Here is a 22,179-nt window from a genome sequence, read left to right on the forward strand (position 1 = left end):
TTCCTGTTTGGCTTGGTATCGCGCTTAGAAGTCGGCGCGGATACCGGCGTAGAAGTAACGACCGAAGGTGTCGTACGGATCGCCACCGGCAGTGCCGAGCTGGCCGAACGGCGGCTGCTCGTCGAGCAGGTTGTCGACACCGACGTAGAAGTTGAACGCATCGTCCACATCCCAGTCGATCCGCACGTTGTGGTAGATCTTCATCGGGAAGGTCGGATCAGCGTACTGGTCGACGTTCGACGGATCGAGCGTGGTCAGTTCGCCCGGGGTACAGGTGCCGCCGGTGTAACCGGTCGAGCCCGAAGCGGGGCAACGGCCGATGTACGGGAAGGCACTTTCGTATGCACCCTTGGTCATTTCGTCGAGGAAGCGCATCGACCAGGTGAACTCGACATCACCGATGTCATAGCTCGCGCTGAACGAAGCTGCCCATTCCGGATCGCCAAGTTCGCCGCGGATGCGGTTGGGAACTTCGCTGTCATCCGGGTTCTCGAAGAAGTCGAGCTTCAGGAGGTGCGTAGCGATTGCACGAACCCGCAGGCGGTGATCGTTTTCGAACGTGTAGTTGTACTGCAGATCGAAATCGATGCCTTCGGTCTTACGCGACGCAAAGTTGATCCCGCTCGACAGCAGCGCCGGGTCGCTGAACAGACCGGTCGTCGGGTCACGCGAAATCGACACACAGTACGGGTTGTTGATCCCGTTCGCGTCGTTGTAGCAGTTGTTCAGGATCGTCTGCGGACCCAACGTCGCGATCTGATCTTCGATCTCGATGTTGTAGTAGTCGACCGTGAAGCTCAGGCCCGGCACGAAGCGCGGCTGAAGCACCACACCGAGAGTGAGCGACTTGCCCTTTTCCTCGATCAGGTTCGGGTTGCCGCCCGAGGTGTAGGCAGTCGACTGCGAGCGAGCCAGACAGTTCACGAACGGATCGCCAATGTCCAGCAGGCTGGGATCGACGATGCCGGCACAGGCTGCTGCGATCGCCGGGGTGATCGTCGCGGGGACGCCGGCGGCGGCACAGTTGGCAGCCCGGTTCGGGTTGTTGGTGATGTTCTGCGCATCGCAGGGGTCGGCCAGGAAGCCGAAGTTCTGCGAAGCGGGCGAGAACAGGTCGCTCTGGGTCGGAGCACGCACCGAGGTAGCGTATGCCGCACGGAACCGGATGTCCGGGATCGGGGCGTAGATACCGTTGATGTTGTAGGCCCAGACGGTGCCGGTGGCGGTGTTGTAGTCCGACACGCGCGCCGCACCCGAGATCGTCAGCTCATCCGCGAACGGAAGATCGGCGAGCAGCGGGATCGCGACTTCGGCGAAGCCTTCCAGAACTTCGAGCTTCGGCGGATCGAAGGTCGGGATCTGGTTGAGGAAGGTACCACCCGCCTGCACCAGCTCGTCGAACGCGCTGTAAGCGGTTTCGGTACGATACTCGGTGCCGAAAGCGAAGGCGATCGGGCCGCCCGGCAGTTCGAACAGCTGCGACAGGTCGCCCGAGACGCTCGCCAGAATGTCGAACTCTTCGGCCTTTTCGTCGCGGGTCGTCGTGGTGTTCACGAAGTCCAGCGCGGCCTGGCTCGGTGCGCCGAAGCCGAACACGTTGATCGGCACACAGTCCGGACGGGTCACGGTGACCTGGTTCACGCGGCAGACGATCTCGCCCTGGGCGTTACGAGCAGCGTCGAGAGCCAGCAGGAAGCCGTCTTCGTTGCCGTCGAGGTCGAACAGCTTGAGGTTGTTCAGCGATTCGAGGTGCGATTCGAAGCGGCCATAGTTGACCGAAACTTCGTACTGCCAGTCTTCGTTGAAGGTACCTTCGACGCCGGCAACGACGCGGTAGGTGTCACGGCTCTGGAATTCGCCGCGGCCACCGAAGTCGACGTTGAAGCGCGAGATGGTGAACGGGGTGGCGTCACGGGTCGCGTTACAGAAACCGATCCCTGCCAGCGTGTTGAACGCCTGGTCGGTCAGGAACGGGTTGTCGCAGCGCAGGTTGGAGCCGCCGCCGAAGAAGCCCGGGATGGAACCCTGGAAGAAGCTCGGCTGGCCTTCCTGAATTGCGTCCACGTGGGCGTACTTGGCTTCGATGAAGGGCTGGAAGCCTTCGCTGAACTCGTAACGGGCCAGCAGGTTGACCGTGTAGCGTTCGAGGCCGGCAGCGAGCTGACCGGTGTTACGCAGGGTCGAACCTGCGCCGCCGATGACGTTGCTGGTGTACGAACCCAGCGCGTCACGCGGGCGCGAGCGGATGATCGAGCCGTCCGGCTGGAACACGAGGATGCTGCGATCGCCGTACGCGCCAAGGAAGCCGCCATCGGAGATGTTGTTGTTGGTCACGCCGCACAGCGGAGCGGTATCGATGATGCCGTCGGTGCCGTTGGGCTCACCGCCGGTCGGTTCGACCGTGTTGTACTGGCAACGGCCGCTGAAAGCGCCGGTCAGTTCGTCGCGGTCGCGGAAGTAGAGCGGGTCGGCATTCGCATATTCGGCAGCGATCGCGATGTTACCGCGACCGTCGGCGAAGTTGGTGCCCCACACACCGGCGACGAACTGCGTCGCGCGATCGCCGCGCTCCGAGATGCCGGCCTGGCCGCGCAGCGACAGACCGTCGTAGTCGCGCTTGAGGACGAAGTTGACGACACCGGCAACCGCGTCCGAACCGTAAATCGCGGAGTTACCGCCGGTCACGACGTCGACACGCTCGAGCAGGTCGGTCGGGATGGTGTTCACGTCGACCAGGTAATCGCCGGGCAGGGCCGTGATGTGGCGACGACCGTTGACGAGAACCAGCGTACGGCTGGTGCCGAGGCCGCGAAGGTCGAGCAGGTTGAGGCCTGCGGTACCGATGAAGCGGGTCGAGTTGCCCTGGCTGAAGGTGGTACGCAGCGACGGAAGGTCGTTCAGCGCGTCACCGAGCGAGATGTCGCCCTGATCGGTCAGTTCGCCGGCGGTGACCGAGGTCAGCGGCACGGGCGAGGAAATGCTGGGGCGCGCAATGCGCGAACCGGTAACGACGATCATGCCTTCCGCAGGAACGGCGGCACTGGAATCGACGGGCTCGGACGTGTCGCACACGCCATTGTCGTTGGCATCGACGCAATCGGCTTCATCCGCGGTGGTGTCCTGCGCGAAGGCAGGCGCGCCGAAAGCAAGAGCCGCAACGCCGGCGGTCGCAAAAAGCGCCCCGCGACAACGTGCGACGGTGGAGTAACTGGTTTTCATCTGATCTTTCCCCCAAGAAAGAGCCGGCTGCGACCCGGCGAAATGAGTTGCGCAAACTTCCAAAAGCAGGTGGCCCCGTTTTTGTGACTTTCGGCCATGCTGAAGGGCGTGCCCTGGCGCAATCGAAAAGCTTGAGCGTGAGAGGCTTTGTTGGTCCATGTTGCACTTTCGCAACATCGAGAAGTCGGCTCGGTGACACGACTTGCGAACGCACCGGTCGCCGGCGCTTTTCGTCTGCCGGATCGCCAGTGCTGGCCCGCAGGCCGGATGGCTATTCGATCCGTACGCCCTTGACCCCGAGCTGGCCGTTCACACGAATGAAGAAGGAGCCGAGCGCAGCGCGCTTGAACACGACGGCCTGACCGCTCTTGGGCGGATTGAAGCGCATCGGTGGGTTGGAAATCTGCCACACCGAGCCTTCCTCGGTCGTTATGAGGTAGCCGCTACGGCCATAGGGGGCGACCCGGGTTATGGTGGTCTCCAGCAGGTCCATGTCTTCTTTGTCGTCGCTGCCGAACAGGCCCTTGGGAATCGTGAAGCCGAACAGCTTGCGCTTTGTCTGGCGGACCTCCTCGCGGTCGACCAGGCGGACCTCGCCTTCCTCGCTCGCGGCGACCACTGCGCCGACCTCGCGGTCGTAGCAGGCGAGACGGGCCTCGGGCTCCTCGATCGAGCGACATGCTGCGAGCCGGTCGAGATAGCCGGGCGAATCATCCTGGGCGAGCGCCGGTGAGGCCAGGCCGACAAGGGCGATCGAGAGGGCGGCCGCGGGGAGGGAAATTTTCGGTCCGGTCATGGGTCTGCGAAAGCCTCTTCGTTTCGATTTCTGGGCGCTTGGTAGCACGGCGTGTCGTGTGCGAAACTGTCACCGAAAAGTCACAGGCGCATGCTCTCCGGGCCGGTTGGTACGCGGTCCTTATTGAAAGCGAGCGGTCCGGTGACCTAGAGCAGGCCCATCGGAAACAAGCTCCGAGAAATTTGTGCGCTCATTGGCGCATTCCTACGAAGGGGACTTCAATGACCAACCGTTTTAACAAGGCGGCCTTGCTTGCTGGGACCGTGATGGCCGGCGCGGTGTTTGCCACGCCCGCCATGGCGCAGGGTACCCCGGACGAGCCCGCGCTCGAAACCGGTGCGTCCGAGCCCAATGGCGAACTGATCGTCGTCACCGGTTCGCGCATCGCCCGTCGCGACCTCGAAACTGCGGCTCCGGTTGCGGTCGTGAACTCGGAAGAGTTCGAACTGTCGGGTTCGGTCAACGTCGAAAGCGTGATCAACACCCTGCCGCAGGTTGTGCCGGGCACGACCTCGTTCTCGAACAACCCGGGCGATGGCACGGCGACGCTGAACCTTCGCGGTCTCGGCGCAACCCGCACGCTGGTGCTGGTCAATGGCCGTCGCTGGATGTTCTACAACACCGACCAGGTCGTCGACCTCAACACCATTCCGCAGTTCCTGCTTGAATCGGTCGACGTTGTGACCGGTGGTGCTTCGGCCGTTTACGGTTCGGACGCGATCGCCGGGGTCGTCAACTTCCGCCTCAAGGATGTGCAGGGCGTCGAAGTCGGTGGCCAGTACTCGCTGACCGAGCGTGGCGACGGTGCGCGCTACGAAGTGCACGGTGCGATCGGCAGCGAATTCGCCGATGGCCGCGGTAGCGCCACGGTCTATGCCGAATACTACAAGCGCGATTCGATCTTCCAGGGCGACCGCGACTTCTCGAACTTCGCCCTCGGCGGTGAGACCGACGGCGGCGACCTGCAGCAGTTCGGTTCCTCGACCCTGCCCAGCGGTGTGCTCCGCTACCTCGGCGGTGCGCAGGGCAACACCGGCCTTCCCGCCGGGACCGAATTCGGTGCAGCGGGCGCTTCGGGCTTCGGCACCGGCGTCGTCTTCGACCAGCCGCGTGACTTCCGTCGTCGTACAGGCGATCTCTACAACTACGCTCCGGTGAACTACCTGCAGCTTCCGCAGGAACGTTACCTGCTCGGCGGCTATGCCGACTACGAGCTGGGCGGCGGTCACCGTGCCTACGCCGAAGTTTCCTACGTCAACAACCAGGTTGAAGCCGCACTGGCAGCAACCCCGGTGACCGGCAACTTCAACGTCGATCTGGCAACCGTGCAGCCGTTCCTCGTGGCAGGCGACTTCGCACAGCTGCAGGCGATCGACGCGGCGGAAAGCGCACAGAACGCGCTGGACGGCGTGGCTGACGATCCGGGCGTGGTGAACTTCTACGTTCAGCGTCGTATCGTCGAAACCGGCCTGCGCCAGAACCTCGACGAGCGTAACTCCTTCCGTATCCTCGGCGGGATCACCGGCCCGATCGGCGATTACCTGAACTACGATGCCTACTACATGTATGCGCGTACTCGGAACGCCAACATCCAGCAGGGCAACATCTCGCGCTCGAACTTCCAGGCCGGGCTGGACGGCACGGGCACCCCGATCAACATCTTCGGCCCCGGCACGCTGACGCCGGAAATGGTCGACTCGATCACCATCCAGGCACAGAACGGCGATATTTCGTCGCTTCAGGTCGCAACGGCGGTGATCTCGGGTACGTTCGGCGACTTCGCCATCACTGAGGCATCCGATCCGGTCGGCTTCGCCGTCGGTGGCGAATACCGCAAGGTTGCCGCGCAGTTCATTCCGGATACCGCGCTCGCTTCGGGTGACGTCATCGGCTTCAACGCCGGTGAGCCCACCAATGGCGATTACGATGTCCGCGAACTGTTCGCCGAACTCGCGATCCCGGTCCGCTTCGGTACCGCAGCTCTCGATATCTCGGGTGCGGCGCGCTACTCCGACTATTCGAGCGGCACGATCGGTGGCGTTTGGACCTATGCCGGTGGCGTCGAATTCGCGCCGATCCCGGACATCAAGCTGCGTGCGCAGTATCAGCGTGCGGTTCGCGCTCCCAACGTGGGTGAACTGTTCGGTGGTCTGGCGATCGGCTTCCCGGGTGCGACCGACCCCTGTGCGGTTGCCGGTGCGCAGAACGATGCCACGCTCAACGCGCTGTGCATCGCGACCGGTGTTGCGCCGGGCAGCGTTGGTGACCCCAACATCCGTCCGGACACCCAGGTGCCCGCCATCTTCGGTGGTAACGCCGCTCTGGGCGAGGAAACCTCGGACAGCTACACCTTCGGTGTGGTGCTGCAGCCGCGGTTCATCCCGGGTCTCTCGATCACGGCCGACTACTTCAACTTCAAGATTGAAGACGCGATCGCGACCTTCGGTGGCGGCCTGAACAGCACCCTGAACCTGTGCTACAACGTCGTTCAGGACATCAACAGCGAGTACTGCCAGGTCATCGTCGGCACCCGTCAGGGCAACGGCGCGATCACCACGGCGAACCCGCCGCTGCTGAACCAGGCGAACGTTGCGAAGCTCGAAGTGTCGGGCATCGACTTCCAGGTCGCTTACGGGACGAGCCTGCCGTTCTCGCTCTTCACCGACACCGGTGAGCAGCGTCTGCAGCTGTCCTTCCTCGGCACCTGGACCGAGAAGAGCGATCTGTACCCGGTGCAGGGCTTCGACACCGTCAACGAATGTGCGGGCCGCTTCGGCGCGACCTGTGGCGAACCGACGCCTGAGTTCAAGTGGACCAGCCGTGCCTCGTTCATCGATGGCCCGGTCACCACTTCGCTCCGCTGGCGTCATGTCGGTTCGGTCACCGATGACGATGACACGCTGGACTACACGCAGTTCAACGGGGTCGAGAAGATCGATGCCTACGACCTGCTTGACCTGACGTTCTCCTATGCGGCGAGCGAAGCGCTGACCCTGAGCGTGGGTGTGAACAACCTGTTCGACACGCTGCCGGGTACGCCTCTGTTCGATGCCAATGGTATCGTCACCAACCGTCCGAACAGCCTCCTGCTTGGCGACAACCAGGAACAGGCCAACACCTACCCGAGCACTTACGACGTGCTGGGCCGCGACTTCTTCGTCAGCGCGATGATCAAGTTCTAGTCACGCGCGGCGAAAGCCGAAAAAAGGCGGCGGGCTCTTCGGAGCCCGCCGTTTTTTTTGTGCAAGCGATGGACGCAGGCAATTTTGCGGAGAGGGGATATGCCGCGCGATCGGATGGCTGCTCGGGGCGCAGGCGTCCTCTCGGAAAGAGTGCGGGAGCAGGTTTACCCGCTCGTCACGCCGCAGGCCGCGCTACGGACCCTCGGTTGATCCGAGAACTGCTGACCGTCTGGCCAGGGAAGCTTGCCGCGCGTCGGGCGTCAGGCGCGTTTGAGCGCGATCATCTCCGCAAAGACCCGACCGGCAGCATCGCTCAGCTCCTCGGTCTCGCTCACTGCGAGCCCGGCGGCGGCGAATGCGCCGAGGAAACCGTCCCGCGCGTCGGCCGTCGCGCAGGCGGCCTCAAGCGAGGCGATCCGCGCCAACTCGTTCCGTGCCTGTGCCTCGATCCGGTCGAGCAGAGTGGCAATCCCCGTCGCGGTATCGCCCGCCTGCGCGCCCATCAGCAGCGAGCGCCGCACGGCTTCGGGTATCTCCCAGGCGGCCGACTGGTCGCCATGCTTCGTCCGCCCTTGCTCGACGATTTCTGCGACCATCACGGTCGCATCGGGCCATGGCGGCGGCTCGTCATTCAGTGCGGCCTTGGTCTTGGCCATCAGGCTGATCTCATCGACGACCCAGCGGATCTGTTCGGCGCGGGCGATGTTGTGCGACAGGATCGCGCCGTCGCCACGGTGGATCACCGTGCCCACCGCCGCATCTTCGCTGGCCACGCGGGCGATCTCCTGCGCCACTTGCGGCGTGTTGCCATATTCGATGCCGAACTGGCTGACGATTGCATCGAAGCTAGCGTCTGCGAAAGGAAGGTCTTCCATCGCGGTCGCCGGACGAAGATCGACGCCCGGCGGTGGTTGAGGCAGTTGCGGTGCCAGATCGATCCCGGTCAGCACCGCATCCGGGCGACCGGTGCCGATCCAGTGAAGCACGCGCGCATCCCCGGTGGCGAGATCGAGCACCCGCGCGCCCTGCGGCAGGCGCGAGGCGAAGGCGCGCCACGTCCGTTCCAGTGTTGCGAAAACCGATTGCCAGCGCGCGGGCAGGCACCCGGTGCTGCCATGCGCCCCCTGCTGCGCCCAGAATTCACTCCAGGCGTGATCCGTCGTCGTCTGTCCCATCGCCCAAGCCCCCCCTGGCGATTACATCGAACGCGGCTGTCATCCGCATTCCCGATCCGAAGGAGGTTGTGCCATGATAAAGCGTGCTTGGGAACAGGGCGAGATGGCCTTCTTTGGGGGCGATCCGATGCAGCGGTGGCAGGTCGAGCCGCAGGTCGGGAGCAGGGCGACCCAGTTCGAGCGTGCCCTGCGAGCCGTCCTCATCCGGCGGCGGCAGCATCAGATACAGCGCCGACGAGAGGATGCCCTGCGGGTGGATATGCGGCGCATGGTGATCGCCGCCCGACCTCAATCTGACCGACCAAGATCCGTTCAACCGCCATTCGCCAGAGCAATGGCGCAGCAGCGGATGGCTGGCATCGCGCGCAGGCAGACTTTCGCGATAGGTACCCACGGTGGACAGGATCGCGCGCTTCAGATCGGCGAGGGCGGGTTCGGTCCGGTCGAACAGAATGCCCCGCGTCTGCGTGCCCCCGCGCAGCGACTGGCCGAGCGGGAAGGCCGATGTATCGTGCAGCCGGCCGAGCAGTGCGATCGCGGGGGGCATGACCTCTTCGCTATCGGCCAGGGGCAGCAGCTGGACCAGTCCCTCCTGCTCGTGCAGCCAGGCGGCCTTTTCCGGATCGGTCACGCGCCAAAGCAGGCCGGTCAGCGCCCATGCGCTGACGTCGAAAGGCGCAAATTCGCGCGCGCGGGCCAGCGCCGCCTCTGCGCCGGCCCAATCCGCCCTTCGCAGCGCGTGCCGCGCTTCATGCAGGGCCCGGTCGAGATTGTCGGTGGAGAGTGCCGCCGTCGCCCGCTCGGCCCGCTCGTCATCGCCCACCGCGCTCGCGTAGACCGCTTCGAGCAGCGCGAACTGCTCGATCCCGGGAAAGGCGGCGCGTGCCGCCGTCGCCCGCTCTCTGGCGGCGAGCGGCGCGCCTGCTGCGCCCAGCGCGGCGATATGCGCGATTGCGATATTGGGGTCGCCGGGCGCCTTGCGCGCCGCGTCCTCGAAATGGCTGGCAAAGTCGCTCTCGCCCGCGCCGAGGCGCAGCTGCGCCAGAAAATCGAGCCCGGGCTGCCATGACGGCGCCTGATCAGCGATCTGCTGCGCCAGCGCGCGCGCCTCCGCCGTGTGGCCGGTCGCGTCGAGCGCCTGCGCGCGGTTCAGCCACAGATGCGGATCGCTTTGCTGGCTGCGCAGGGCGAGGTCGATCCGCGCCAGTGCATCGCGCTCCGCCCGCTCCAGCGCGACCCGCGCGCGCCCCGCCAGCCCGCGCGGGTGATGGGCGTCGATCGTCAGGCACTGGTCGTACCAGCGTGCCGCCTGCGCCAGGTCGCCGGCCAGCCGCGCGGCATTGGCGCGGGTGGAGCAATAGCGGGCATCGCGGCGGCCCGCGCTTTCATGCGGGGCGAGCGCGGCAAGCGCGGCCTCGGGCGCATCGGCCTGGGTTTGCGCGATGGCCAGGTTGATCGCAAAGGGCAGGTGACCGGGCGAGAGCCGCGCGGCGGCGGCAAAGCGCTCCGCCGCAAGTCCGTACTCGCCGCGCCGCATTGCGAAATTGCCCGCGCTGTCGTGCAGCGGCGCCTCGTTCGGATGCTCGCCAAGGCCTTGCGCAATGATCCGCTCGGCCTCGTCCTTCGCGCCGCGCTGCTCGGCCGCAATCGCGCGCTGGTGCCACTCGCGCGGTGAGAGCGAAGGTGCGCCCGCCATCAGCGGTCGCGGAACCAGCCCGTGATCGCCAACCGGCCGGCGGGGGCGAAGGGGGGCACGAAGCTGACCAGATGGCTCTGCGGGACGGCGAACATGTTCAGTGCGTTGAAGCGCGGGCGAAAGCCTTCGATCACGTCGCCATCATCGTCGAGAAACAGCAGGTATCCGCCCCAGTCCGGGTGCCAGTCTTCGCGCGCGAAGTTGAGCACGTAGGCGACCTTCCAGCCTTCCGCGACATGGCTGTCGCTATGCCGCCCAAGATAGTGCTGGGGGGCGAACATGGTCGCCTGCCCGTCGGCCTTGGCCAGCGTGTCGAACCCGGTGATCTCGCGCACCAGCTCCATGAACGGGTCCGCGTTGATGTGTTCGAGCAGCAACTCGTGCGGGCCGCCCGGATTGAAGCCTTTCTGGAGCGCCTCGACCAGCGAGAACTGGGCATAGCGAAAGCCATAGTCGCCCCGTGCGGTCGCCTGCGCTGCCGCATTGGCCATTCTGTTGACCTGGTCCGCGCCCCCCGGGGCCATGATCTCCGCATTGGAAAAGCCGCGCGGCGGCGTGTCCGGGCTGTCGCCTGCGCGCACTGCCATGCCCCACGGCGTGCCCTTCATCAGGATGCTCTGGATCTCCTCCGCCGCTTCGCGCGTCAGCACGTCGCGCACCTGCACGCGGCCCGTCTGGGCAAAGCGTTTCGCCAGCGCGGCGCGGTCGAGGTCCGGGTTGATTTCGAAGAGTGTTCTGGTGGTCATGACTGGGGGCAGGGCATAGGCCCATGCCCACCTGTGAGGCAAGCTAGGCGCGCGTAGCCATGCTTGACACCGCGCAGCCTGCCCGTCACTTCGGTTGCGAAACGAAACTTGGGAGAGTGACTTATGGCGGATGCTTATATCGTCGATGCGGTGCGTACCGCGGGTGGCAAGCGCGGCGGCAAGCTGGCGGATGTCCATCCGGTAGACCTTGCCGCGCAGACGCTGGATGCGTTGATCGAGCGTACGGGAATCGACCCCAAGGTGGTCGACGACGTGATCATGGGCTGCGTCAGCCAGGGCGGCCAGCAGGCGATGCAGGTCGGTCGCAACGCAGTGCTCGCGACCAAGCATCTGGGCGAGGGCACTCCGGCGGTCACGATCGACCGCCAGTGCGGCTCCAGCCAGCAGGCGATCCAGTTCGCCGCGCAGGCGGTGATGAGCGGGACGCAGGACGTTGTCATCGCCAGCGGCGTCGAAAGCATGACGCGGGTGCCGATGGGCTCGACCGCGATGTTCCACATGAAGGAAGGGCTGGGCAATTATAAGTCGCCCGGCCTGGAGAAGAAGTACCCCGGCATCCAGTGGAGCCAGTTCATGGGCGCCGAGATGGTCGCCGAAAAGCACGGCTTCTCCAAGGAAGAGATGGACCGCTTCGCGCTCGCCAGCCACGAGAAGGCGGCTGCGGCGACCAAGGCTGGCGCGTTCGACAAGGAAATCGTGCCGATCCCGATCGAGACGCCCGAAGGTTCCGAAATGCACACGGTGGACGAGGGCATCCGCTTCGACGCCACGCTGGAAGGGATCGCCGGGGTCAAGCTGCTGAGCCCCGATGGCCGGATCACCGCCGCCTCCGCCAGCCAGATCTGCGACGGGTCGAGCGCGGCGCTGATCGTGTCCGAGGCGATGCTGAAAGAACACGGCCTGACCCCGCTGGCACGGATCGTCGATCTGACGGTGACCGCAGGCGACCCGGTGATCATGCTGGAAGAACCGCTGTTCGCGACCGACAAGGCGCTCAAGAAGGCGGGGCTCAGCATCAACGATATCGACCTTTACGAGGTCAACGAAGCCTTCGCCCCGGTTCCGATGGCGTGGCTGAAGCACACCGGCGCCGACCCGGACAAGCTCAACGTCAACGGTGGCGCGATCGCGCTCGGTCACCCGCTGGGCGCCAGCGGCACCAAGCTGATGGCCACGCTGATCCATGCGCTGCACGCGCGTGGCAAGAAGTACGGGCTGCAGACGATGTGTGAAGGCGGCGGCGTCGCCAACGTGACCATCGTCGAAGCGCTTTAGTCGTCGAGGCGACCTAGTGATTCCGGTCTACGAACAAAGGGATGGGAGAGGGGTGGGAATACTTCTCGACGAATTTGAGAGACGTATTTCTACCCTGCCTGGCGGTCAAAAGGTCGCCATAATTTTACGGGATGGGCATGACAGCGATCTACGTGATCTTTTCAAGCGTCATGACGTTTTCGTGAAGCTCGATCGACTAGCGCGTGAGCATCTTCATGTCTTTTACGCAGATGATGCAGCTATCGCAGAGAAATTTGATTCGGTGGCCGCCAATGCGCTTCCCCACGAAAATGATCAAAAACTGAAGATCGTTTTCGGTACATCAATCGCCCCCTTTGGTTTTGAAAACGTAGAGATTTATACTCTGGAAGGCTATGACGACGTGGGGGCTTTTCAAGAAATATACGAACTGGTCCGCACGTACGGAGTGAAGTCCCGGGTGCGGAGTGACAAGTGGTCTTTTGTGCGGATAACTCAAAAAATAACCACTCAGGCATTCGCAGCCTATTTAGGCAACGTTGCAGCTAGTTAGAGGACGAAGAATGGAAATTTCCGCAAACACCCCTGCCGTGGTCACCGGCGGCGCATCGGGCCTCGGCCTTGCCACCGCGCGCGCCATTGCCGCGAAGGGCGCCAAGGTCGCGATCTTCGACATGAAGGAAGACGAAGGCCAGAAGGTCGCCGAAGAGCTCGGCGGCACCTTCTGCAAGGTCAACGTGACCAGTGAAGACGATGTCGCAGCCGCTTTCGCCAAGGCGCGTGAGGCACATGGGCAGGAGCGTATTCTGGTCAACTGCGCCGGGATCGGCAACGCGATCAAGACCGCCAGCCGCTCCAAGGAAGACGGCAGCATCAAGCATTTCCCGCTCGCCGCGTTCGACTTCGTGATCCAGGTCAATCTGGTCGGCACGTTCCGCTGCATCGCGCACTCGGCGGCCGGGATGCTGACGCTCGATCCGCTGAACGAGGATGGGGAGCGTGGCGCGATCGTCAACACCGCCAGCGTCGCCGCTGAAGACGGCCAGATCGGCCAAGCGGCCTACTCGGCCTCCAAGGGCGGCGTCGTCGGCATGACCCTGCCGATCGCGCGCGACCTGATGGGCGAGGGCATCCGGGTGAACACGATCCTGCCCGGCATCTTCCACACCCCGCTGCTGATGGGCCTGCCCGAAAAGGCGATCGAAGCGCTCAACGCCTCGGTCCCGTTCCCCAAGCGGCTCGGCAAGCCGGAAGAATACGCCAAGCTGGCGATGGTCATGCTGGAGAACACCTACTTCAACGGCGAAGACGTGCGCCTCGACGGCGCGATCCGCATGGCGCCTCGCTAAGCAATATCCTCCCCGTTTCTCCGTCAGGATGAACGGGGAGGATCTGGCACCCGTCTGCGGCCTTTCCTACCGGGCGGCGCCTGCTCTATCGCATGGGCATGTCGCGCGCCGATGCCCCCTCTTCAGACGATCAATCGGGCATTGTGAGCCACGGGCCTGTTTTCTCTCCCAGGACACTGTGTCAGGTGTGTCAGGGAGGAGACCCGAATGCCTGATTTCACCCAGATCAAGCTCGACATCGACGGCCCGATTGCGACGATCACGCTCTACCGGCCCGAGAAGATGAATGCCTTCACGCACCAGATGCGTGACGAGATCATTGAGGCCATCGATATCACCGACGCGGATGACGCAGTGCGCGCGGTGATCGTAACCGGCGATGGCGAGCGCGCCTTTTGCGCCGGGGCCGACCTGACGCCGCCGAAGAACCCGGATGGCACCGACAAGCACGTGTTCTCCGACCCCAAGACGGTCGACGACCTGTCCGATCCGCTGGTGCGCGATGGCGGCGGGCGGCTGGTTTTGCGGCTGTTCAATTCGCAAAAGCCGCTGATCGGCGCGTGTAACGGCGTGGCGGTGGGTGTGGGCGCGACGATGCAGTTGCCCTTCGACATGCGGCTGTGTTCGGACAATGCGCGGTTCGGGTTCGTCTTTGCCAAGCGCGGGATCACGCCGGAGGCATGCTCCAGCTGGTTCCTTCCGCGTCTTGTCGGCATGTCGACTGCACTGGAATGGTGCATGACGTGCCGCATCTTCGACGCGCAGGAAGCGCTCGATGCGGGGCTGGTCCGCTCGGTCCACCCGCAGGGCGAGCTGATGGATGCTGCGCGCGCACTGGCGGCCGAGATTGCCGAGAACGCCTCACCCATCTCGGTCGCGATGACCCGTGCGATGCTGTGGCGGCTGTCGGCGGAAGATCACCCGATGAAGGCACACCGGATCGACAGCCGCTCGATCTACCGTCTCTCTCGCGGGGCCGACGCAAAGGAAGGCATTGCCAGCTTCCTCGAAAAGCGGCCGCCCGAATTCACCGGCAAGGTCAGCGAAGACATGCCCGATTTCTATCCCTGGTGGCAGGAGCCCGAATATAAATGAGTGAAGCTTGGCATATCGGAGTCCTCGGCGGCTCGGGCCTGTACGAAGGGATCGAACTGGAGAACCAGCAGCAGATCGAAGTCTCCTCGCCCTTCGGTGAACCCTCCGGCCCGGTGACCACCGGCACGGTCGGCCACGTGCGGCTGACCTTCATGGCACGGCACGGGGCGGGGCACGCGAAGTCGCCCGACACGGTCAACTATCGCGCGAATATCGACGTGATGAAGCGCTGCGGCGTGACCGACCTGATCGCGATCAGCGCGATCGGCTCTCTGCGTGAGGAAATGGCGCCCACGCACTTCGTGGGCGTCGACCAGTTCATCGATCGCACCAGCGGGCGCGCGAGCAGCTTCTTCGGGGAAGGGCTGGTGGCCCACGTCTCCCTGGCCGATCCAGTCTGCCCCCGGCTCGCCGCGCTGGTCGCCAATGCGGCGGAGTCCAGCGGATCGACCGTGCATCGCGGCGGGACCTATGTGGCGATGGAAGGCCCGCAATTCTCCACCCGCGCCGAAAGCCGGATGTATCGCGGCTGGGGCGGGGACGTGATCGGGATGACCGGGATGCCCGAAGCGCGGCTCGCCCGCGAGGCGGAGCTGCCCTACGCGCTGATCGGCATGGTCACCGACTATGACAGCTGGCGCGATGAGGAGGCCGGGGTCGAGGCGTTCGATATCCTGTCGGTGCTCAAGGGCAATGCCGACCGCGCGCGCGCGATGCTGGACGAACTCGTTGCGACTCTGCCCGATACCCGCGCTCCAAGCCCGGTCGACACCGCGCTCGAACACGCGATCATCACCGCACCCGAAATGCGCGACAAAACGCTGATGGCAAAGCTGGACGCGATTGCCGGGCGGGTACTCGGCGAATAGCGGCTACCCGCTGAACGCGTCGGCGATCGAGCAGCCTGCCGGGCCGAGAATGACGATGAACAGCGTCGGCAGGATAAACAGGATCAGCGGCACGGTCATGATCGCGGGCAGGCGCGCGGCCTTCTCCTCGGCGCGCATCATCCGCTCGTTGCGGAATTCGGCCGAGAGGACGCGCAGCGCCGATGCCAGCGGGGTGCCGTAACGCTCGGTCTGGATCATGGTGGTGACCACGCCCTGCACCGCTTCCAGATCGACCCGGTAGGCGAGGTTGTCGAACGCCATCTTGCGGTTGTTGAGGAAGGAGAGTTCGATCGAGGTCAGGAGGAATTCGTCGCCCAGTTCGGGATAGGCGCGGCCCAGTTCCTTCGCCACGCGGGTGAAGGCGGAATCGATCGTCAGCCCGGCCTCGGCGCAGATCACCAGCAGGTCGAGCGCGTCGGGCAGGCCCTTGCGGATCGCGTCGGTGCGCTTCTTGGCCTTGTTCGCGATGTAGAGTTCGGGGCCCTTGTAACCGATGAAGACCGCGATCGAGAGCGCACCGAGCCGCTTGAAGCTGCCCCAGTCGGCGAACATGTCGGACACGTAGAAGAGGTAGAATGCAATCAGGCCGAGCACGATCGGCAGCACCGCACGCGCGCCGATCACGTAGACCGCGTATTCCTTGTTGCGGATCCCTGCATGGGCGAGCTTTTGCTGCACCACCTCCAGCTGGCTCTGCTGCAGGACCTTGAAGTTGGCCAGCGTATCCTTGACCTTGTCGGTCTTCTGGGTCCGCCGGACCAGGCTTTTGCGCTTCCGCGCGGTTTCCCGCACGATCCCGGCCTTAAGCTCGTCGCGCCGCTCGTTGAGCGCCTTGATCCGCTTGGCCATCGGGTCGCGCACGGTCACGGCGGCGTAGATCGCCAGCATAACCGCCATTGCTGCGATTCCGGCGAGCACGGTGGCGACCGCGATCACGTCCACACCCATCAGGGTCGGGTTTGCGGGCGCACCGAACAGGAAGCCGGCAGAAAGGGAAATTGCGCCGTTCATCAGATCTCGAAGCTCACCATCTTGGACATGATGAAGACGCCCAGGCTCATCCAGACCAGCCCCCCGATACCGGCGATCATCAGCCGTTCGTCGATAAAGAACGCTCCGAGATAGGAGGGATTGACCCACCAGATCATCGCGAACACCAGGAATGGGAGAGAGCCGACGATGTAGGCCGATGCCTTGGATTCAGAGCTCATCGCCTTGATCTTCAGCTTCATCTGCGCGCGCTTGCGCAGCACGTCGGAGAGGTTGGAGAGCGTTTCGGCAAGGTTGCCGCCGGTCTCCCGCTGGATCGCAAGAGCGATGACGAAGAAGTTGAATTCCGCGATGCCCAGCCGGTCGGCGCTTTCCTGCATCGCTTCTTCCATCGAACGGCCGATCTTGATCCGCTCGATAATGCCCTTGAACTCGATCCCGACCGGGCCGGGGATTTCCTGCGCGACCACCGCCAGCGTCTCCGTAACCGGCAGGCCCGACCGAAGGCCGCGAACCAGCAGGTCGATCGCATCGGGGAAACGCGCATTGAACTGGGCAGTACGCCGTTTCATGAAGAAGCCGACCGCCATGTGCGGCACGCCTGCGCCGATCAGCAGCCCGGCAATGGCGGAGAGCAGCGGCACGCCAGTCTGAGCGTAGACGATCATGCCGATCATCACCGCCAGGCCGATGCTGGCGTAGACATATTGCTTGACGGTCCAGCCCATGCCGGTCGCCTGCAGGCGCAGCGCGAGCGCCTGCGAGCGTGAGCCGTTGCCGGCGGCCTTTTGGATCTTCGGTTTGCGCGCAGCCAGCGCCTTCTTCATCTGGCTTTCGACCCGCGCATTGGCATCGTCGGTGTGGCGCGTGCGCACACCGCTGAGCCGACGCTGCAACTGCTTGCGGGTCGACGGACCGGCCAGCGCGGCGGCCACCAGGCCGATCGCGGCCAGAAAGCCCAGCGACAGAATGAAGAGCTGGATGACGTCCATGATGGCTTGCGTTCGGACGCACGCGGGGCGTTACGCGACCTTTGCGGGCGCGCGTGCCCTTATGCGTCGACCTTCGCGGCTCCCTTCTTGGATTTTGCCTTGGGCTTGCCCTTCGAAGAGGACAGCAGGTTCTTGAGGTCGATCGAGCCGAGCAGCGATTTCTTGTCGGTCGATGCGCCGGTATCGATCTCTTCATCGCTCGCGGTGAGGATGCGGTCCGCGACGGTGCGAAGCTGCGCGGTGACTTTGCTCGATTTGTTCGCTTCCACGAAAGCCTGGCCCAGTTTGGCGGCGGTGGTCGCCGCCTTCGGGTCGTAGGGGATGACGAAATCGACCTTGCGCTCGACCGACGCTTCGTAATCACCACGGGTGATTTCGCTCAGGCCGTTCTGCACCCTGTTGGCGAGAAGCAGCGGCTGTGCGTGGGGTGCGTGCGTTTTCAGCCAGCTGAGAATGCGGATCGTGTCGCGCGCCGATGCGAGCGTGAATTCGCACACCAGCGCAACAACGTTCACATCCGCCAGCAGCTGGGGGAAGTTGATCAGCATGTTGCGCGGCATATCGATCACCGTCATTTCGAACGCCTGCCGGAATTCCTCTTCCAGCTGCACGAAACCCGCGCCGTCGGTCATCAACGGCGAATTGATCGGCGCTTCGGCAGACAGAACGGACAGATTGTCGTTCGCACGGATCATCGCGCGTTCGATGAACAGGCCGTCGATCCGACCGGGATTGTCGATCGCGTCGGTCAGCCCGCGACCCGGCTCGAGGTCGAGCGTGAGGGCGCCGGTGCCGAAGTGCACATCGAGATCGAGCATTGCGGTCGGCAGCTTGTGCTCGTCGCTGAACAGCCATGCGAGCGAGGTCGCGATGGTTGAGGCGCCAGAGCCGCCGCGCGTGCCCACGACCGCAGTCGAGATATGCCGACGAGCGGCCTGCGCATCGACGGCCTTGGGCGCGGAGAAGACCGCCTGTGCTTCGTTGAGCGCATCGCGCACCTGGCCCGAGGCGAGCGGCTTCAGAAGATAGTCGTGAATCCCGCTGGCGATCAGATCGCGATACAGACGCACGTCGTTGACCTGACCCACGGCGATCACGACGGTCCCCGGTTCGCACACTTCGGCGAGCGCGTTGATATCGGTCAGCGGGTCGCTGCATTCGGAAAGATCGACCACCAGGATATTGGGGCTGGCCGCAACCGCGAGCGACTGGATCGCATTGCGCAGGCCACCCTTGGCGCATTTTTCCGGCGCCCAGCCCAGTTCGGCGACGACCGGCCGCAGCGTATCGATTGCGGTGTCGTCGCACAGGAAGGCGGCGAAGGGATCGCGATTGCCTGACATGCCTGAATTCCACGGAGCGTTCATCGTGTGTCCTCGTTCAATCGCTGTGGCTCAGTCCGGGCTGCCCGAACCCGTTGCGGGCGCGCTGCTCGCGGACGGCGAGCCGCCGCTGCGGTAGGCCTCTATCGCCCGGTTCGAGCCGTTGACGCTGGAGCCGCCCCTGCTGGACTGTCCCCGCACGAGGTCTTCCGGATTGGCGACCATCGCCGCGTAGTTGCTGTTGGTGGCGCAGCCGTAATTGCGGCTGGTCGCATTGGCGAAATTGCCATCGCCATCGTCGGTCCAGTTGGGGCAGGTCGGCACGGTGGCGACCGAGCGGGTGACGACCACCCGGGTGCGTCCGGGCTCGACGAAGCCCTCGGTCACCGGGGCCTGATCGCTCAGGAGCAGGCCGTAGCGTTCGACGATTCCTGCGACCGCCGCGATCGTCGCCGGGCTGGCGGTGTCCGCCTCGACCGCGACGCGATCGCCGTAATCCAGATCGAGCGCCTCGAACCAGCCCGCCAGGCGGCGCTGTTCGGGGATCGGCAACCCGCCCGGGCCTGCGGCCACGTCGAGCGTGTAATGCGTGCGCTCCACCACCGGCTGGTTGAGGCTGTAGAGGCTGCGGTTGAAATCGGGTGCGGCGCATCCGCCAAGGCCCAGCACGAGGGCCGAGGTGAGCATGGCGGCGGCAAGACGGGCGTTGCGTTTCATGGTCACTGGTCCTCTCAATCGTTCAGGCTGAAGCCCGGCGCGGCAGACGCACTGCGCTGCCGCTCGCGCGGCTTTTCGGCGCGCTGCGGACCGGGCTGCTGCCCTTGCGAGATCTGCGGCCCGCGTGACTGCCGGTCGCTGGTGGTGGGGCCGGGGCGATCGGGCACGCCGCCCTGCGGGACGGTTTCCTTGAAGCCCAGCTGGCTGAGCGTGTCGGGGCTGTTGTAGCCATCGGTCGGCAGGCGGATGTCGTTGCCGTCGACCGGCTTCACCAGATAGGGGGTGATGACGATGACCAGTTCGGTCTCGCCCTTGCGGAAGCTGTTGGAGCGGAACAGGTTGCCCAGGATCGGAACGTCGCCCAGGCCCGGCGCCTTGTCGATCGTGCTCTGGGAATTGTTGGTCATCAGCCCGGCGATCATGAAGCTCTGGCCCGAACCAAGCTCGACCGTGGTCGATGCGCGGCGGGTGATCAGCGCGGGGATCTGCACCCCGTCGAGCGAGACCGCGCCTTGCGAGGACAGCTCGCTGACTTCGGGCGACACGCGGATCGAGATGCGGCCATTGGCCAGCACCGTGGGCGTGTAGGTCAGTTTGACGCCGTAGTTGCGATATTCAACCGAGGTCGCGCCGAGCCCCTGGCTGATCGGGATCGGGAATTCGCCGCCAGCCAGAAAATCTGCGGTTTCGCCCGACAGCGCGGTCAGGTTGGGTTGCGAGAGCGTGCTGACGAGGCCGTTGGTCTCGGCAAGGTCGAGCGCTGCAGCGAGGTCCATACCGAACAGGCTGCCCAGCCCCGCGATGGTGGCTCCGGTGCCGTTGCCGGTGATGACGGTAGAGCCGTCGCTACCGCCGGTCACACCGACGCCGACTGGGCCGCCGGGGGTGTATTGCGGCGCAAAGTTTCGCCCGCGGGTGACCCCGAACTGGAAGCCGTTGGTGGCATCCGAGCTGAGCAGGTTGGCCCCGATCGCGCGGACCAGCGAACGGCTGACCTCTGCGAAGCGGACCTGAAGGTTGACCTGCAACGGCGTCGCCGTGGTCAGCCGGGCGATCACATTGGTCTCATCGCCCAGGAAGGCAGAAACCAGACGCTCCGCCTCGGCTGCATCTTCCGGGTTGGCGACCGTGCCGGTCAGCAGCACGGTGTTGCTGCCCATCGTGGCGACGGAGATCTTCGCCTGCGGCATTGCGAGCGCAAGCATCTGGTCGAGGCTGCCGATATTGGAGCCGACCCGCACGTTGGCGGCCCAGATCACATCGCCCGCAGCGTTGCTGGCATAGACGGTGGTCTCACCGCCCGACTTGCCGAACAGATAGAGCTGGCGCTGCGACTTGACCTGAATGTCCGCAATCGAATCATTGGCGATGAACACATCCGCCATCGATCCGGGCACGTTGATCAGCTCTCCCTTGCCGATCGACAGGACGATGTCCTGCGTCGGGCGGACGACGGATTGTGCGTCGGCCATCGTCGGGACGATCGAAAGCGGTGCGGCGCACAGCGCGGCACCGAGCAGCATGGGCCGCAGCCGAGGCCGCGTCCGTTTGCCTGCGGGGCGCGATGCAGTGCTTGTGGTGGCGTTCATTATGCTTGCCTTTTCCATGATCAGTCCCGCCTGAGCTGGCTGGTCTGCGCGGTATCCGTCTTGACCGTGCCGGTCTTGCCGGCGGGCACGGCGGTGCTTTCCTGTCCGCGCATCACGCGCACGACGGGGCCGCTGAAAACGGGTGGTCCGACGGGAGTGCCATCGGGCACGGCAACCGGCCCGGCAGCGACCTGCGGGGCAGATCCACCGTTGTTCTGCGGTTGCGGAACGCGCCGCTCAAAGCGCGAGACGTCGGCGCCGGTGACGAAAGAGGCGCCCGTGTCGCTGGGCATGTTGCGTGCACGGGCGAGCAGGCGCGCTTCTTCTTCGGGCGTCGCATCGTCGGGGATGGCGATGTCACCCGAAGCCAGCGCACGCTCCAGATCGGTGCTGTTGTCCGCGATCGAGCGCAGCGAGAGGCTGAGCGTGCCGACGGTCTGCGCGACCGCGATCTTTTCGGCGATCTTGGGCGTCACCTCCAGAGTGACGGTGCTGAAGCCGTTGACCACCGTCTGGCCGTCCACCGTGTTCTGCGAGGTCGACTGGTCGGTCGCGAGTACGCGCAGATTGCGCAAAATGGTTTCGGTGGCTTTCACGCCTTCGGTCTCGTGGGTCATCATCAGATCGACCCGGTCGCCGGGGAAGACGAAGCCTGCGACACTGGTCTGGGCGTTCACCGGCACGGTGATTGCGCGCATGCCGGGGCCAAGCGCTGCGGCCAGGAAGCCGCGATCGCCCGGCGCGACCAGCGCGCCCTGGGTGACCGGTTCGCCGGCGGTGATCTGGTAGCGTACCACGGTGCCCAGCAGTTTGGACACGTCGGCCTCGCCGTCGATGAAATAGGCGTCGCGGACCAGTTCCTGGGGCCAGGCCTGATAGCTGATCGCATCCTGAGTGATGATCGTGCCGACCGGCAGGCTGCGCTGGGCGACCAGCACGCGCGGGCCCGTCGGCTCCACCGGGCCGGTTGCCGCAGCCACTTCCGGGGCGGACGCGCCGGCAAACATGCTGCGCGCGATGAACGCTGTGCCCGCTGCGATGACCAGTGCCGCCAGCAGCAGAACCAGCTTCTTCCTATCCATGACTTAAAAGTCCCCCAGATCGAACATATCCACGCCGAAGGGCGGGATGGCTCGCTTGACTAAG

17 protein-coding genes are annotated in these 22,179 nt (G+C 64.8%); 6 read left to right on the forward strand and 11 right to left on the reverse strand.

The genetic code is table 11. The features are described 5' to 3' along the window. Window positions 1-24 precede the first annotated feature (24 nt). Window positions 25-3,219: a TonB-dependent receptor gene (locus VO57_007375; protein ID XBL71144.1), complete on the reverse strand. Its 3,195-nt coding sequence runs from the start codon at window positions 3,217-3,219 to the stop codon at window positions 25-27. Window positions 3,220-3,490: 271 nt separating this feature from the next. Then, window positions 3,491-4,015, reverse strand: coding sequence for a hypothetical protein (locus VO57_007380; GenBank protein ID XBL71145.1), 525 nt, complete (start codon window positions 4,013-4,015; stop codon window positions 3,491-3,493). A gap of 221 nt (window positions 4,016-4,236) precedes the next feature. On the opposite strand from VO57_007380, the gene VO57_007385 reads away from it, so the two are divergent. Beyond that, window positions 4,237-7,197, forward strand: a complete 2,961-nt coding sequence (locus tag VO57_007385; GenBank protein XBL71146.1) for a TonB-dependent receptor — start codon at window positions 4,237-4,239, stop codon at window positions 7,195-7,197. A 260-nt stretch (window positions 7,198-7,457) separates the two neighbouring features. Here VO57_007385 and VO57_007390 read toward each other — a convergent pair whose 3' ends face one another. Genes VO57_007390 through VO57_007400 form a run of 3 tightly spaced genes read right to left on the reverse strand, consistent with a single transcriptional unit; the run spans window position 7,458 to window position 10,814 of the window. Beyond that, window positions 7,458-8,372 carry a class I SAM-dependent methyltransferase gene (locus tag VO57_007390; GenBank protein XBL71147.1) on the reverse strand — a complete coding sequence of 305 codons (915 nt, stop codon included), beginning with the start codon at window positions 8,370-8,372 and terminating at the stop codon, window positions 7,458-7,460. After that, the gene (locus tag VO57_007395; protein XBL71148.1) at window positions 8,338-10,068 is read right to left on the reverse strand and encodes a putative 2OG-Fe(II) oxygenase; all 1,731 of its coding nucleotides are present in this window, start codon (window positions 10,066-10,068) and stop codon (window positions 8,338-8,340) included. Before VO57_007395 ends, VO57_007390 begins: the two co-directional genes overlap by 35 nt. After that, window positions 10,068-10,814 carry a 2OG-Fe(II) oxygenase family protein gene (locus VO57_007400; GenBank protein ID XBL71149.1) on the reverse strand — a complete coding sequence of 249 codons (747 nt, stop codon included), beginning with the start codon at window positions 10,812-10,814 and terminating at the stop codon, window positions 10,068-10,070. Before VO57_007400 ends, VO57_007395 begins: the two co-directional genes overlap by 1 nt. 123 nt (window positions 10,815-10,937) lie before the next feature. On the opposite strand from VO57_007400, the gene VO57_007405 reads away from it, so the two are divergent. The 5 genes from VO57_007405 to mtnP all read left to right on the forward strand — a co-directional run bounded on the left by VO57_007405 (window position 10,938) and on the right by mtnP (window position 15,402). Beyond that, window positions 10,938-12,110: an acetyl-CoA C-acetyltransferase gene (locus VO57_007405; protein ID XBL71150.1), complete on the forward strand. Its 1,173-nt coding sequence runs from the start codon at window positions 10,938-10,940 to the stop codon at window positions 12,108-12,110. Window positions 12,111-12,162: 52 nt separating this feature from the next. Further along, window positions 12,163-12,642: a hypothetical protein gene (locus tag VO57_007410; GenBank protein ID XBL71151.1), complete on the forward strand. Its 480-nt coding sequence runs from the start codon at window positions 12,163-12,165 to the stop codon at window positions 12,640-12,642. A 10-nt stretch (window positions 12,643-12,652) separates the two neighbouring features. Beyond that, window positions 12,653-13,438: an SDR family NAD(P)-dependent oxidoreductase gene (locus tag VO57_007415; protein ID XBL71152.1), complete on the forward strand. Its 786-nt coding sequence runs from the start codon at window positions 12,653-12,655 to the stop codon at window positions 13,436-13,438. Window positions 13,439-13,645: 207 nt separating this feature from the next. Further along, window positions 13,646-14,533 (forward strand): crotonase/enoyl-CoA hydratase family protein, encoded by an 888-nt coding sequence (locus VO57_007420; protein XBL71153.1) that lies wholly within the window; start codon window positions 13,646-13,648, stop codon window positions 14,531-14,533. Continuing rightward, window positions 14,530-15,402 (forward strand): S-methyl-5'-thioadenosine phosphorylase, encoded by an 873-nt coding sequence (mtnP, locus tag VO57_007425; protein XBL71154.1) that lies wholly within the window; start codon window positions 14,530-14,532, stop codon window positions 15,400-15,402. The genes VO57_007420 and mtnP overlap by 4 nt, the downstream gene beginning before the upstream one ends. Before the next feature lie 3 nt (window positions 15,403-15,405). Here the strand turns inward: mtnP and VO57_007430 are convergent, their stop codons facing one another. The 6 genes from VO57_007430 to cpaB are packed head-to-tail and all read right to left on the reverse strand — an operon-like array spanning window position 15,406 to window position 22,115. Then, window positions 15,406-16,434, reverse strand: a complete 1,029-nt coding sequence (locus VO57_007430) for a type II secretion system F family protein (protein ID XBL71155.1) — start codon at window positions 16,432-16,434, stop codon at window positions 15,406-15,408. Then, a complete protein-coding gene (locus VO57_007435) occupies window positions 16,434-17,405 on the reverse strand; it encodes a type II secretion system F family protein (protein XBL71156.1) in 972 nt (323 codons plus the stop codon). Before VO57_007435 ends, VO57_007430 begins: the two co-directional genes overlap by 1 nt. 59 nt (window positions 17,406-17,464) lie before the next feature. Then, complete coding sequence (locus tag VO57_007440) at window positions 17,465-18,772, reverse strand: pilus assembly protein CpaE (GenBank protein XBL71157.1); 1,308 nt, start codon at window positions 18,770-18,772, stop codon at window positions 17,465-17,467. Between the two features lie 27 nt (window positions 18,773-18,799). Continuing rightward, window positions 18,800-19,444, reverse strand: a complete 645-nt coding sequence (locus VO57_007445) for a CpaD family pilus assembly protein (GenBank protein XBL71158.1) — start codon at window positions 19,442-19,444, stop codon at window positions 18,800-18,802. Window positions 19,445-19,458: 14 nt separating this feature from the next. Next, complete coding sequence (locus VO57_007450) at window positions 19,459-21,033, reverse strand: type II and III secretion system protein family protein (GenBank protein ID XBL71159.1); 1,575 nt, start codon at window positions 21,031-21,033, stop codon at window positions 19,459-19,461. Window positions 21,034-21,053: 20 nt separating this feature from the next. Next, entirely contained in the window at window positions 21,054-22,115 is a 1,062-nt protein-coding gene (cpaB, locus tag VO57_007455) for a Flp pilus assembly protein CpaB (GenBank protein ID XBL71160.1), read from the reverse strand. Between the last annotated feature and the right edge of the window lie 64 nt (window positions 22,116-22,179).

This window comes from Citromicrobium bathyomarinum (genome assembly GCA_001306305.2).
Lineage (GTDB): Bacteria > Pseudomonadota > Alphaproteobacteria > Sphingomonadales > Sphingomonadaceae > Alteriqipengyuania > Alteriqipengyuania bathyomarina.